This window comes from Lebetimonas sp. JS085, from assembly GCF_000523295.1.
Lineage (GTDB): Bacteria > Campylobacterota > Campylobacteria > Campylobacterales > Nautiliaceae > Lebetimonas.
This window is the reverse complement of the sequence record NZ_ATHR01000004.1, coordinates 26,466-39,664: the sequence shown is the minus strand read 5'-3', so window position 1 is coordinate 39,664 and position 13,199 is coordinate 26,466. Positions and strand designations below refer to the sequence as shown.

17 protein-coding genes are annotated in these 13,199 nt (G+C 28.9%); 4 read left to right on the top strand and 13 right to left on the bottom strand.

Annotation, left to right across the window (positions count from 1 at the left end; all coding sequences use genetic code 11):
* Positions 1-202: 202 nt before the first annotated feature.
* From DZ68_RS0109605 to msrB, 7 genes are read right to left on the bottom strand one after another with little or no spacing between them, the layout of a single operon-like run.
* On the bottom strand, positions 203-511 hold the full coding sequence (locus DZ68_RS0109605; RefSeq protein WP_024788380.1) for an iron-sulfur cluster assembly protein: 309 nt from the start codon (positions 509-511) through the stop codon (positions 203-205).
* A gap of 9 nt (positions 512-520) precedes the next feature.
* Positions 521-1,003 carry an HIT domain-containing protein gene (locus tag DZ68_RS0109600; protein WP_024788379.1) on the bottom strand — a complete coding sequence of 161 codons (483 nt, stop codon included), beginning with the start codon at positions 1,001-1,003 and terminating at the stop codon, positions 521-523.
* The gene (locus DZ68_RS0109595) at positions 996-1,709 is read right to left on the bottom strand and encodes an ABC transporter ATP-binding protein (RefSeq protein ID WP_024788378.1); all 714 of its coding nucleotides are present in this window, start codon (positions 1,707-1,709) and stop codon (positions 996-998) included. The genes DZ68_RS0109600 and DZ68_RS0109595 overlap by 8 nt, the downstream gene beginning before the upstream one ends.
* The gene (locus DZ68_RS0109590) at positions 1,706-2,014 is read right to left on the bottom strand and encodes an MTH1187 family thiamine-binding protein (RefSeq protein ID WP_024788377.1); all 309 of its coding nucleotides are present in this window, start codon (positions 2,012-2,014) and stop codon (positions 1,706-1,708) included. The genes DZ68_RS0109595 and DZ68_RS0109590 overlap by 4 nt, the downstream gene beginning before the upstream one ends.
* Positions 2,011-2,571 (bottom strand): polysaccharide lyase family 7 protein, encoded by a 561-nt coding sequence (locus DZ68_RS0109585; RefSeq protein ID WP_024788376.1) that lies wholly within the window; start codon positions 2,569-2,571, stop codon positions 2,011-2,013. The genes DZ68_RS0109590 and DZ68_RS0109585 overlap by 4 nt, the downstream gene beginning before the upstream one ends.
* Positions 2,568-3,305 carry an alpha/beta fold hydrolase gene (locus DZ68_RS0109580; RefSeq protein ID WP_024788375.1) on the bottom strand — a complete coding sequence of 246 codons (738 nt, stop codon included), beginning with the start codon at positions 3,303-3,305 and terminating at the stop codon, positions 2,568-2,570. Before DZ68_RS0109580 ends, DZ68_RS0109585 begins: the two co-directional genes overlap by 4 nt.
* Before the next feature lies 1 nt (position 3,306).
* Positions 3,307-3,675, bottom strand: coding sequence for a peptide-methionine (R)-S-oxide reductase MsrB (gene msrB, locus DZ68_RS0109575; protein WP_024788374.1), 369 nt, complete (start codon positions 3,673-3,675; stop codon positions 3,307-3,309).
* A 51-nt stretch (positions 3,676-3,726) separates the two neighbouring features.
* Between msrB and recR the strand changes: the two genes are divergently transcribed.
* Positions 3,727-4,290: a recombination mediator RecR gene (recR, locus tag DZ68_RS0109570; RefSeq protein WP_024791086.1), complete on the top strand. Its 564-nt coding sequence runs from the start codon at positions 3,727-3,729 to the stop codon at positions 4,288-4,290.
* Between the two features lie 34 nt (positions 4,291-4,324).
* On the opposite strand, the gene DZ68_RS0109565 is transcribed toward recR, so the two are convergent.
* From DZ68_RS0109565 to DZ68_RS0109550, 4 genes are read right to left on the bottom strand one after another with little or no spacing between them, the layout of a single operon-like run.
* Positions 4,325-4,723, bottom strand: a complete 399-nt coding sequence (locus DZ68_RS0109565; protein WP_024788372.1) for a YchJ family protein — start codon at positions 4,721-4,723, stop codon at positions 4,325-4,327.
* Positions 4,710-6,410, bottom strand: a complete 1,701-nt coding sequence (locus DZ68_RS0109560) for a molybdopterin-dependent oxidoreductase (RefSeq protein ID WP_024788371.1) — start codon at positions 6,408-6,410, stop codon at positions 4,710-4,712. The genes DZ68_RS0109565 and DZ68_RS0109560 overlap by 14 nt, the downstream gene beginning before the upstream one ends.
* Positions 6,410-7,954: an AAA family ATPase gene (locus DZ68_RS0109555; protein ID WP_024791085.1), complete on the bottom strand. Its 1,545-nt coding sequence runs from the start codon at positions 7,952-7,954 to the stop codon at positions 6,410-6,412. The genes DZ68_RS0109560 and DZ68_RS0109555 overlap by 1 nt, the downstream gene beginning before the upstream one ends.
* Positions 7,954-8,778 (bottom strand): NAD(+)/NADH kinase, encoded by an 825-nt coding sequence (locus DZ68_RS0109550; protein ID WP_024791084.1) that lies wholly within the window; start codon positions 8,776-8,778, stop codon positions 7,954-7,956. The genes DZ68_RS0109555 and DZ68_RS0109550 overlap by 1 nt, the downstream gene beginning before the upstream one ends.
* A 121-nt stretch (positions 8,779-8,899) precedes the next feature.
* Between DZ68_RS0109550 and DZ68_RS0109545 the strand changes: the two genes are divergently transcribed.
* A complete protein-coding gene (locus tag DZ68_RS0109545; RefSeq protein ID WP_024791083.1) occupies positions 8,900-9,394 on the top strand; it encodes a bacterioferritin in 495 nt (164 codons plus the stop codon).
* Position 9,395: 1 nt separating this feature from the next.
* On the opposite strand, the gene DZ68_RS0109540 is transcribed toward DZ68_RS0109545, so the two are convergent.
* Positions 9,396-9,998 carry a CHAD domain-containing protein gene (locus DZ68_RS0109540; RefSeq protein WP_024791082.1) on the bottom strand — a complete coding sequence of 201 codons (603 nt, stop codon included), beginning with the start codon at positions 9,996-9,998 and terminating at the stop codon, positions 9,396-9,398.
* Positions 9,989-11,083, bottom strand: a complete 1,095-nt coding sequence (locus tag DZ68_RS0109535) for a mechanosensitive ion channel family protein (RefSeq protein ID WP_024791081.1) — start codon at positions 11,081-11,083, stop codon at positions 9,989-9,991. The genes DZ68_RS0109540 and DZ68_RS0109535 overlap by 10 nt, the downstream gene beginning before the upstream one ends.
* Before the next feature lie 61 nt (positions 11,084-11,144).
* On the opposite strand from DZ68_RS0109535, the gene aspS reads away from it, so the two are divergent.
* Both aspS and DZ68_RS0109525 read left to right on the top strand, forming a co-directional pair.
* Complete coding sequence (aspS, locus tag DZ68_RS0109530; RefSeq protein WP_024791080.1) at positions 11,145-12,905, top strand: aspartate--tRNA ligase; 1,761 nt, start codon at positions 11,145-11,147, stop codon at positions 12,903-12,905.
* Positions 12,898-13,143, top strand: coding sequence for a ferrous iron transport protein A (locus DZ68_RS0109525; RefSeq protein WP_024791079.1), 246 nt, complete (start codon positions 12,898-12,900; stop codon positions 13,141-13,143). The genes aspS and DZ68_RS0109525 overlap by 8 nt, the downstream gene beginning before the upstream one ends.
* Positions 13,144-13,199: the final 56 nt, after the last annotated feature.

Genomic DNA, 13,199 nt, shown 5'->3' with positions numbered 1-13,199 from the left:
ATCTCTTTGATTAAATTTTTAATTCATTTTCAAGCTCTTCAATTGTCACTGGATTTCCTGATTTTAATCTTCTTTTATATTCTTCAATGTTTAAAATACTCATGTGTAAATCCTTTACTTTATTTTTTTATTTTATCATCTCTCAACATCTATATTAGGATTTACACAGTTTTTTTGATGGGGCCGAGTTTTTAAGAAAAGTTTAAACTCCGCAACCAGCATTTCCTCCTCTCCAGTATTTTTTTTCAAGTTCTAAAAATCTCTGTTTTTCATCTTCACTCATTATTCTTTCATTATATTCCAGTTTTAACCCCATATTTTCAAGGAGTGTTTTTACAGAATTAATAATTTGCCCTTTTATAGGAATTCCTTCAAACGGCCATACAAATGTGGCTTTAACTGTGTTTCCTTCAAAATCAATATTTTCCAGCATACCAAGATTTACCAGACTTGTGGCAATTGCAGGATGTTGTATGCTTTCTATTGTCTGAACTATTTTAAAAAAATCCATTTTTTCTCCTTAAAGGTATTTTTTAGAAATTTTTTTAATTTCTTTGTATATTTTATCAAAATCTGCACTGTAAACCCTGGTTTCAAAAACTGTTGTCATCATGTTTGTATCTCTTTTAAACCTTGGGACCAAATGCAGATGTATATGCCCAGGTATCCCGGCCCCTGCGTCAAATCCCAAATTCCATCCCATATTTATTCCATCCGCTCCAAAATCCTTTAAAATTTTACATCCGGTTTGAGCTTTTTTTGCAATATGTGTTACTTCTAATTCATTTAAATTTTCATATTCTCCAACATGTCTGTTTGGTATTATCATAAAATGTCCCGGATTATAAGGAAACCTGTTCATTACAAAGAAGCATATTTCATCTCTGTAAAATACCTCATTTTCATCATCATATTCTGGAGATTTTGCAATATTACAAAATACGCATCCGTCTTGCTTTTTCAGATGATATTCCCTTCTCCATGGAGCATATAATCTATCCATTAAAAAATCTTTTTAAATGTTTTTCATTTAAATTAAATAATTTATTTATATTTTTTTTGTTTAATATATTTAAATTGCCTGATTTGAATATATTACCATTTCTTAACATAATTATTTTACTAAATATATCAGTTATTTCATAAAAATCATGGGTTATTAAAATAAGTTTTTTATTAAGTGTTTTTATAAAATCCCAAAATTCATATTTTACTTTGATGTCAAGCCCGTTTGTAGGTTCATCAAGGCATAAAATTTTTGGATTATGAATAACCGCTCTTGCAATCAATACTTTTTTTATTTCACCAAGTGAAAGAGTTGAAACATCCTGCTTATGGTTTAAATTAAATTTATCACATATTTCATAAGTTTTGTCTATTTCATTATTATTAAATTTAAAAAAATTATACACCACCAAAGCTTCTTTAAATGAAGAAATTATAGCATTAAAAACGGTTATATGTTCGTTTTTATAAAAATATTCCAAATCTGAATTTACAATCCCGAAAATTTTCCTTGCTTCTCTTAAAGTGATTTTTTTGCCAAAAACCAGTCTTTCTTTTAAACGCTGTGGATATAATTCATGTGTAATAACTTTTAAAAGAATACTTTTTCCACTTCCGTTTGGCCCTAAAATTACTGTATTGTCGTTTATTTCCAAACTATCAATATCCAAAATATGATGTTTAACGCCTTTTAGTTTTATCAATTTACTTTTCCTATTTTCTTTTCAATTGATTCAATTTTTTGCTTCATTCTGTTACTTTTATTTTTCCTTATATCCATTTTTATTGTTGTATATACCCTATTGCAGTCTTGCTCTAAAAGTTTATAGGCTTTATTTATAATTTCTGTTGCTTCTTCAATGGTATTCACTTCATATATTGTTCCCATCGGTGTTAACTGAAAATTAATATCGCTTTCTTTAAACATTTTTATAATTCTGCTTACATATTCACTAACACTTTCACCTTTATCTGTTGGAAACATAGCAAATTCAACCAAAATACTCATAAATTCTCCTTATTATCGTAGTTTTTAGCGTTTTTTAAAATTTTTATTTTCATAAAACCTTCATTTTTACCTAAGAAAATTTTTTTATAACCATTTTCATATGGTGAAACTCTTATTATAGCCCATATTGAATTTTTTATTTTATTTCTTTTTTTAATAAAAGCTACTCTTAAAAGAGGTTTGTTTACATCACATAAATTATTATCAGAATGAATCTGTAAAAATGTAAATTCATTAGAATTTAAAGGAAATATTTTTAAATTTGCATAGAGGATTTTTTCTTTATTATCATTTATATACCAGTTATTTTTGAATCTAAGCTCACTTCTGTTGTGTTTTTTGCACATATAAAATACCATTAAATCATTATCCTGCAGATAAAAATATTTATTTTCATATGCATTAAATTTACCGTATTTTACACTGTATAAAGGATTGTATTTACTTGTAGGTGCCTGAAGTTTTGCATTGTTTAGTATTGGTTTAAATTTATCAAGTGAATAAGGCGAATCATGAGCAAACAGCAAAACAGATAGAAATAAAATTAATTTTTTCATATTACTTTTTTAATTGTTTTTTCTATTATTTTTCTGTTTTCTTTTGCATTGTTCATATTGGGTGAGTTAAAAAATAGATAATGATTTCCACTTAACATAATAATTTTACTATTTAATAATTCGCCTTGTCTTTTTACTGCAACAGGCGGAACTGCACTATCTTCATCTCCTCCAAAAATCAGTACTTTTCCTTTATAATTTCTAAAAATTTCACTGAAATCTTCATCCACAACTTTTTTGAAAGTTTCATACATATTTTCATTCATTCCTTTAGCATCTTTGCTTACAAAATATTTTCTAAATTTACTTAGCCCTAAAAATTTTAATGTTTTATAAAATTTTATTTTAAGTCTAATGTTAATCGGTTTTGGCAAAACTATTCCGGCACTTGCAAGAAGTACAAGTAAATCCGGTTTAAGAAGGGTTGCAACTTTTCCTCCAAAACTGTGTCCTATTATAATATCTTTTTTTATATTTAGTTCATTTAAAAATTTATCCATTATTTTTGCATAATCAAAAGTACTTAAAACATAATCATTACTGCTTTTTCCAAATCCTGGCATATCAATATAAATATGTTTGAAATCATTAAAATTATCACTAAAAACTTTCATAATTTCTTTATTACTGCCCCAACCGTGCAAAAAAATAATATTTTTTTCCTTATTCGGATTTATAATATCATAAGCAATTTTAAATTTTTTATCATCAACCTCAAGATTTCTAACAGCCAAATTAAACCTTTGGTATAAATTTAAGACTAACTGAATTTATACAATATCTAAGACCTGTCGGCATAGGTCCGTCTCCAAAAAGATGTCCGAGATGCGCCTCACAGTTTGCGCACATTACCTCCACTCTGTTCATTCCGCCGCTGAAATCAGGAGCTTCAAGAATTTTCCCAACCGGTATATAAAAACTCGGCCATCCTGTGCCGCTGTCAAATTTATGCTCCGAGCTGAAAAGCTCTTTTTCACAACATTTACATGCATAAATACCTGGTTTTTTATTATTCCAGTATTCATTATCAAAAGCCGGTTCGGTGCCTTTATCACAAATAACATATTTTTCAAAATCGTTTAATTTATTTTTACAGTTACACAAATTATCAACCTTTGTTATAATTTCACAAATTTTACTAAAATTAGGAGAAAAATGAAAGATTTGAATTCAATCAATGAATTAATTGAAGCTTTGGAAGAATTACCGAGCATTGGCAAAAAAAGTGCAACAAGACTTGCTTTATTTCTGGCAAAAGATAAATTCAGGGCAATGAAACTGATTAATGCTATTGAAAATGTAGTAACAAATATAAAAGAATGTTCAATTTGCGGCAATTTCAGCGAATATGAAATATGTGAAATTTGCGATAATCCAAACAGAGACAAAATACTTGCAGTTGTGGAAAGTCCAAAAGATATAATGATTATCGAAGAAAGCGGAAGTTACAACGGATACTATTTTGTTTTAAATCACTTAGATGATGAAAAAATTCAAAAACTAAGAAATTTTATAAAAGATAAAAAAATAAAAGAAATTATTTTTGCATTCCCTCCTTCGGTTGAAAGTGAAGCAAGAAGTTTATATTTAGAAGATAAATTAAAAGATTTGAAAATTGAATTTTCTCAAATTGCCCAAGGCATTCCAACTGGGGTACATTTTGAAAATGTTGATATTAATTCCCTCACAAAAGCAATAAAACTCAGACACAAAGTTTGAAACTTTTTTACAAAGCCATATTTTGTAAAATCCGCTAAATTTCATATTGTACTCCGTCTATATAATACCATTTATCAACTTTTATAAATCGGCTTTTTTCGTGCATAATATAATCATCAATATATGCTTTAAATTCAACAAACGCCTCTTTTTTACCATTTATAAATTCAATAATTTCTAATTTTTTGAAATAACTATTACTAAAATCTTTTATAGATTCAATCCAAGCCTTTTTGTCTTTTTCAAAATGAGGGGAATCTTTATGAGTGGTTTTTATAATATATTCGGCATTGCCCATGGCATAAGCAGAAAATCTGCTTTTCATAAGCAACAGTGCATCGGGAGCTGAATTTATTTTGTGCCATTTGAAACAGCAGTCTTTATATTTTTTACCGCTACCGCATGGACATAAAGAATTTTTACTGAATTTCATAATATGCATTCTCCCCTTTTGCTTTTAATATTTCATTTATAACAGTTCCGCCTTTTGTATATATGATATTTTTTGGTACGTTTTTATCATATTTTATTAATTTTTGATTGATATTTTTTTTAACCCAATTTAACATAATATTTTTACTCTCTGGATTTATATAAATATTTTCATCCTTTTTAAACTGTGAATTCAATGCTTTTGCTTCTTTTGCCGTAATAATTTCAAACTCTTTTTCATTTCTTTCAAACAATTCAGTTAAAAAATGAAACTTTTTATCCTCTGTAAAAAATCCTTCGCTGTAAGGAGGTTTATCAAACACCTTTTTTTTATAAACATTGTCATTTATTTTTTCTAAGTTAGAATCTAAAATTTCCCTGATATATTCGTCTTCTTTTTTCAATTCTCCAAATCCAAATTCATTAAATAAATATTTTGTAAACTCATACTCACTAATTCTTTCATCGTGGCCGCTTTTCAAGCAGCCAGATGAGCAAAGCTCATTTTCCATTTTCCATTTTACATTTTCCATTGTTAAAACATATTCATGAAAATAACTTCCTCTTACATCTTTTTTTTCATAAAAATCTTTTGTAGGAATAAAAAGATTTGCAATTTTTGCCGTTTCATCATAATATTTTCCAAATACAATTAACTTTTTTTCTTTTAATTTTTTCCATTTATCCCTATTTACAAAACTGACAAGCGGATTTGCGCCCTGAATAAAAACTACATCAAAATTATCCAGATTAACATCAAACAGAGCTATTTTGTTTTTATGATTTATTTTAAAAGGGTTGTTTATCCCAAAACTGCTGCTTCCGAGATATGCAACACCCATGTCTTTTTTCCCAAAATAATCCAGCATATAAAAAAGTGAATCAATTGCCCATGCGGTTTTATAACACTCTTTACATTTAGAAATACCAAGCCCGGTTAAAACAACAGCACCTTCGGTTATTATTTCAAACAGTTTTTCAGCCTGTTTTTCATTTACTCCGGATTTTTCAATTAATTCGTTTTTGGAATAAGAAAAAACTATTTTTTTAAATTTTTCAAAATCCAAACCGTCATCTTTTTTAACTAAATTCCTTTCCATTGCCATTTGGGAAAGCAATGCAGCTAAATAATAATCAGAATTTGGTTTTACCTGAATAAAAAAATCAGAATTTTTAGCTGTTTTAGTATTTATTGCATCAATAGTAATAGTGAATTTATCTTTTATTAAAGGCAAAAGATGAATATTAGTAACATATGGGTTTCTTCCCCAAATAATAACATTCTTAGCATTTTTTACAATCCATATTGGTAAAATTAAACTTTTGCCTCTTGATTTTTTAATACCTTTCTCCCCTATTCCGTCACATGTGCTGCCAACGGCAAAAGTAGCTCCGTATTTTTCAAAAAATAATTTCGTAACATTTTGCATTAATCCCATATTTCCTGAGCCCTTGATAAATAGAACTTTTTTAGGCTGAGTTGATTTTAATATAGTTGTAAATTTATGTAACACTTCATTTAACATAATATTTTTACCATTAAATTTTGCAGTAGATTCTATAGGAAATTTAAAATAATTGTTTAATTTCCAGCAAAGATAAGGAGTTATTCCCTCTGCTTTAATTTTCCGTTTTCCGTTTTCCATTTTACACTGGCAGGCGTCCCAGCAATCAAGTGGGCAAAACATTATTTTCCTTTTAAAAGCTCTTTTGCATATTCATAAGCTTTTTTACTTTTTTCTTTTCCGCCTATTATTCTGGCAATTTCATTTATTCTTTCATTAACACTCAGTTCTTTTACATAACTTTTATTGTTTTCTTTCGTAACCAAAAAATGTTTATCGGCTACACTTGCAAGCTGAGGCTGGTGGGAAATAGCAAAAATCTGATATTTAGTGGAAAGATATTTTAATACTTCGGCTACACTCATACTTTCTTCGCCGCTCAAATTTGCATCTATTTCATCTAAAAAAAGACTTTTTTCTTCATCTTCGTATTCAAGTTTACTAGCCAAAAGTGCTACTCTAAGTCTGTTAAATTCACCGGTGGAGAGTGTATTAGTATCTATATCATTGATGACTATTTCGACTTTATCTTTCCCAGACTCGTTTAACCCGTCTTCAGAAAAATGTATTTTAGCTCCGGGCATATAAAGTTTTTTTAAAAAATAATTAATCTTTTCTTCAAGCTTTTTTGCCGCAATGATTCTTTTTTCAGTTATAAACCGGGCTGTTTCATTTAAGATTTTTTTAAGTTTTTGAATATCATTAATAAGTTTTTCTTTTTCAAAAGATATATTTTCAAACCTGTTTAATTCCTCTTTTTTTTCTTCATAATATTTAAGTGCTTCTTCAATACTCCCAAACCTTCTGATTAATTCCTGAAGTTTGGATAATCTTTCCAACACTTCTTCTATATTTACATTCTCCAAAAAAGACGCTTTTTCCACAGCTTTATCAATCATAATTCTAAGTTCATTCATAGTATTTGAAAAAAATTCTCCATCTTCGTCTGTCATTTCCAAAAATTCATATACAATATGTTCTAAATCAAATATTCTTTCCACTTCATGAATTTTATCTTTTATTTTTTCTAATTTACTTAAATCTTTTTTTATTTTCATTAATTCTTCAAACTCCCCTATTTTTGGGGAAATTGATTCTATTTTTTCTATTTCATACTTTAAAAATTCTTTTTTTTCAGCAGATTCTTTTTGTTTTTTTGTTATTAATTCTAGTTCTTTTAATAATTTTTTATATTTATTATATAGATTTTTATATTCATTTAATTTAACATAATAATCTTTCTCCTGAATAATTTTATCAAGCAGACTTAATATATTTTTATTTTCAAACTCTTTTATTTCCCTTAAAGAGAGATAATCCAGAAATTTTGAAGACATTTCTTTAATTGTTTTTTTACTAACCGCCTGATTGTTTATAAAATACCTGTTTTTGTTTTTTTTAATCTGTTTAAAAATAAGAACTTCATCGTTTTCGATTCCGTATTTTTCCAAATCTATATTTGCATCAACAACGGCTTCCGACAAAGCGGCATTTACGTCAAAATATCCAAAAATTGACAAAATTCCCCTCATTAAAACAGATTTCCCGGCCCCGCTGGGACCCGTAAAAACAATCAGACCTTTTGAAAATTCAAGCTCAACTTTCTGAAATTCGAGCTCGACTTCTTCAAATGTAACATAATCTTTTATATAGACTCTTTCTATCACTACCCTTCTCCCCAATGAAGTTTTTCCCTTAACACATCAAAATAATTTCTTTCCATCCTGTGTATCAGTTTTGCAGGATATTTTGCTTTTCTCAGTTTAATGTCGGAATTTATATCAAATATTTCCTGACCGTCTATTATCATTTTTGCAAAATCTTCTTTCACTTTTGCCTCTATTTTAAATTTACTCGGAATAACAAGAGGCCTTTGTGTAAGAGAATGCGGACAGATAGGCGTTAATATAAAACTCTCCGTCAAAGGATACACAACAGGGCCGCCGGCGCTTAAATTATATGCGGTCGAACCTGTTGGAGTGGAAATTATAAGGCCGTCTCCGTGATAAGTATTTAAATGGGCCTCATTTGTATCTATATCTATATGTATCATAGATGAATTAATATCCTTACTGATAACCACATCATTAAAAGCATACAAAAGATTATTGTTAAATTCAACTTCAATAACCATTCTTTCATCTATTCTATATTCACCTTTTAAAAATTTTTCAATAAATTCATTAATATTTTCAGGATTTATATCAGTTAAAAACCCTAGTTTCCCTGCATTTATACCAAGTATAGGCTTATGATACCTGTAACTTCTTCTTGTAAGTGATATTAAAGTGCCGTCTCCCCCGAGTGCGACAAGAAAATCAGCCTCTTCGCACATTTTATTAAAATCCATCCCCAAAAGTCCTATTAATTTTGCACAAACAGTATCAATTAAAACTTCTATATTGTTTTTTTCAAAAATTTTTTTTATCTCTAAAAAATCACTTTTTATTTTTTCATCCGCTTTTGGTTTAAGTACAAATCCCGCTTTCAATTTAAACCTTTTTTTATAATTATAGCAAGTTATGAACATTTATAATAATAAATTATTTTAACAGAAAAATATTATTTTTTAAAATTTTATGTTATAATATCCAAAACCAAAAGGAGAAAAAATGGACAGAAGCAAATCAATAGAATTATTAAATAAAGCAGTGGGGGAAGAGCTCAGTGCAATTCACCAATATATGTATTTTCATTTTATACTGGACGACTTGGGATATGATTTACTGGCCGGTATTTTTAAAAAAACTGCAATTGAAGAAATGCTGCATACTGAAAGATATGCCGAGAGAATTTTATTTGTAGGCGGTGAAATTGAAATGAAACCGGCCCACGAGGTAGAACATATAAGAGACCCAAAAGAGATGCTGAAATGGGCTATGAAAAGTGAAGAAGATGCAATAGATATGTATAACGATTTTGCAATTGAATGTGCGAATGCAAAAGATTCTGGAACCAAACAGTTATTTGAAAGTATCATTGCAGATGAAGAGAGACATTTTGACACATTTGAGACTGAATTTGAAAATCTTCAAAAATTTGGAGATAGATATCTTGCCCAGCAGGCAATGGAAAGAAGTAAAAAACAAGGAATGCCGGCAGAATAATCTAAGCGCTGAGAATATCGTTTATAAAAACACTTCTTATCTTTTCCGCTTTTTTAATATATTTATTTTTCTTTTTAATTATTTTTTTAGTGTCTTTGTTAAATTTTTTTCTTAATTTTTCGCAATTATAATAATCATGGGCTTTTCCTAAATTATCCTGAATTAATTTTAAAATATCTTCATATTCAGGATGAGTGTATCTGCATTTTTTAATTTCTATTCTTATTTTATGAAGAGTTTTGTCATCTTTATCTAAAAAAGTTTCATTCAAAATTTTTAAACAATTTTCAATTGAAATCTCTTTTTCTTTTTCAATAGGTTTTATTTCACTTTTAAAATTATCTAAAAATTCTAAAAATTTTTTTCTAAGTTTTTCATGTTTTCTTTTTAAAAATTTTTGAATTTTTTTACCTTTGCAAATTTTAATCAATACATCTGTATCTCTTAATTTAGAAGAGTTTTTAAGTAAATTTTTAAGCCCCGTATCGGTTTTACCTTCTTTTTGTAATTTAGAAAGAGCTTTTCTCGCCTCCACCCTTAATTTATGCAAAATCTTAGCGCTGTCTGATTTTTTGTATTTATCAATTAATTTTTTTATTTCCATAATTTATCCCTTTTATCAATAAAAACTTCCTGAATGGGATAGGCTAACTCTAATTTAGAATTTTCAATTATATTCAATATTCTAAGATAAACATCCTGTTTAACTCTCAGCCACTCTTCCCAGTTTATACTTATCGAATAGGCATAAACTAATATCTTCATTGAATATTCATCAAATTCATCTAAATAAACCAAAAGTGTTTTTCTTATCCCATATTTATCTTCTATGGAAAAAAGTGCATTTTTATACATAATACGCCTCAGTTTATTTTCTATTTTTTTATCTGTTACAATCCCGGGATGTTTTTCGAGCATTTTTTTTATTTCTTTAATAACCCTTTTAATCTCTTCGATATCGGTGGAATATTTAATTTTTACCCAAAATTTTATTCTTCTTCCTATGAACCTTCTGGAATAATTTTTTATCCAGCTGTTGGCCAAAAAAGAATTGGGAACAGTTATTAAAGCATTGTCAAATGTTCTGACCTGTGTAGATGTAAGGCCTACGTCGGCAACCAGACCTTCAAAATCCTTTGTTTCTATCCAGTCCCCCTGATGAAAAGCGTCTTCACTGATAACCCTTATGGAATCAAAAAAATTCTCCAATGTACCTTTGGCCGCCAAACCTATAATAGCACCACCCACACCCAAAGATGTTACAATAGCCGCAATATTCACCCCCAAATGGATTAATATTGAAATAAAAATAATTAAAATTATAAAAAGTTTTGTAAAATGAATAGATAAATTAAAAACTTCTTTTCTTACATTGGTTTTATGAGATAAATTAATTGCGATTATTACATAAATAATATATTTGATTATTTCATAAAACAGCCAGCCTATAAACAAAACATTAAAATAAAAAACCCATTCTTTGATTTTATAATTTTTTAATAAATAAAAAACAAAATTTCCGTCAATCAACAATAATAATGGTATTGAAATTTTATAAATTCTTGAATAAAAAAGTTTAAAAAAAATATTTCTTCTATGCTTAAATATAAAATATTTTATATATTTAACAAAAAAAATTGAGAATAAATTGAACAATACAATAAAAATTAAAAGATAAATGCTGTTCATTGGCATCCTTTGAAAAAATTATAGCACATTTTGATATAATTGCGCTTAAAAAAGGATATTAATGAGAAGCCACTACTGTGCAGAACTTAATGAATTGAATATTGGAGAAGAGGTGGAACTGGCAGGATGGGTAAATTCACACAGAGACCACGGAGGGGTTATTTTTATAGACCTCAGAGACAGAAGCGGGCTAATACAAATAGTTGCAGATCCGGCTGACAGTGTTGAAGCTCATAAAGTTGCCGAAAAAGTAAAAGACGAATATGTAATAAAAACAAAAGGTAGAGTAAGATTAAGAGGTGAAGGTCTTGAAAATCCAAAACTTAAAACTGGAAAAATCGAAGTTGTAGCTGATTCTTTGGAAATCGAAAATACATGCGAAGTTTTGCCTTTTCAAATCGGGGATAAAAATGTAAATGAGGAACTTAAATTAAAATACAGATATTTGGATTTAAGGGACCCTGACAATTTAGAAACATTCGTTTTAAGAAGCAAAGTCACAAAAGCCGTGAGAGATTATTTTGACAGTGTGGGCTTTATTGATGTAGAAACACCTATTCTTACCAAATCCACTCCGGAAGGTGCAAGGGACTATTTAGTACCGAGCAGGGTTCACCCCGGGAAATTTTATGCACTTCCCCAATCACCTCAGCTTTTTAAACAAATTTTAATGGTAGCTGGATTTGACAAATATTATCAGATTGCAAAATGTTTCAGGGATGAAGACCTCAGAGCCGACAGACAGCCGGAATTTACACAGGTTGATGTGGAAATGAGTTTTGTAACACAGGAAGATGTAATTAAAACAATTGAAGGTATGACAAAAAAAGCTTTTGCAGTAGCCGGGATTGATGTTAATCTGCCGATTGAAAGAATAACTTATCATGAAGCCATGGAAAAATACGGAAGTGACAAACCGGATTTAAGATACGATTTGGCAATGATTGATGTAATAGATGAATTTGTTGATTCAAACAATGAAATTTTCAGCAATATTGCAAAAGATAAAAACAAAAACAGATTTAAAGCACTTAAAATTCCTGGAGGGGATAATTTTTATTCAAGAAAAAAATTAAAAGAGCTTGAAAATTACGTCAGAAAATTCGGAGCAGCGGGACTTGCATATATTCAAATAAAAGAAGACGGTTTAAAAGGCCCGATTTTAAAATTTTTAAGTGAAAAATCACTTGAAAGATTAATATCTAAACTTAATCCCCAATTGGGAGACATAATATTTTTCGGAGCAGGAGATAAAAAAACGGTACTTGATTATATGGGCAGACTACGTGCCAAAATAGCAAAAGAGATGAATTTATATGATGAAAAAGATTTTAAATTTGTCTGGGTTACTGATTTTCCAATGTTTGAAAAAGATGAAAAAGGAAATCCTACTCCGCTTCACCATCCTTTTACCATGCCTAATATGCAAACTTGGGATGAAAAAAATTTTGAAAATATAAAATCAGTTGCTTATGATTTAGTCTTAAACGGTTATGAAATCGGAGGAGGAAGTATACGTATACATAAAGAAGAAATCCAAAAAAAGGTGTTTAAGCTTCTGGGTATCAATGAAATTGAAGCAAGGGAAAAATTTGGATTTTTACTTGACGCACTTAAATTCGGTGCACCTCCTCACGGCGGATTCGCACTTGGACTTGACAGGGTTATAATGTTAATGCGTCATACTGATAACATAAGAGACGTAATTGCGTTTCCAAAAACACAAAAAGCCCAGTGTCTTCTGACAGAAGCACCTAATGAAGTGGAAACAGCCCAGTTAAAAGAATTACACATAAAAATACACAAACCTAAAAATGATTAGATTAAGCGATCTTAAAAACGGAGATGTTTTTAAAATAATTGAATTTGACCGTTCCTGCGGGAATTTCAAATACCGAATGCAGGATTTGGGTATTAGAAAAGGACAGATGGGACAAATTATAAATAAATCAATTTTTGGTCCTGTCGAAATTGACATGGAAGGCAGAAAAATTGCCATAGGAAAAGGAATGAGCAAAAAAATTTATGTTAAAAAATTTGAATGCCCGATGTTTAAATAGTGAGTGGTGAGTTATGAATTATGAGTTGTGAATTATGAGTTATGAGTTACCAAATA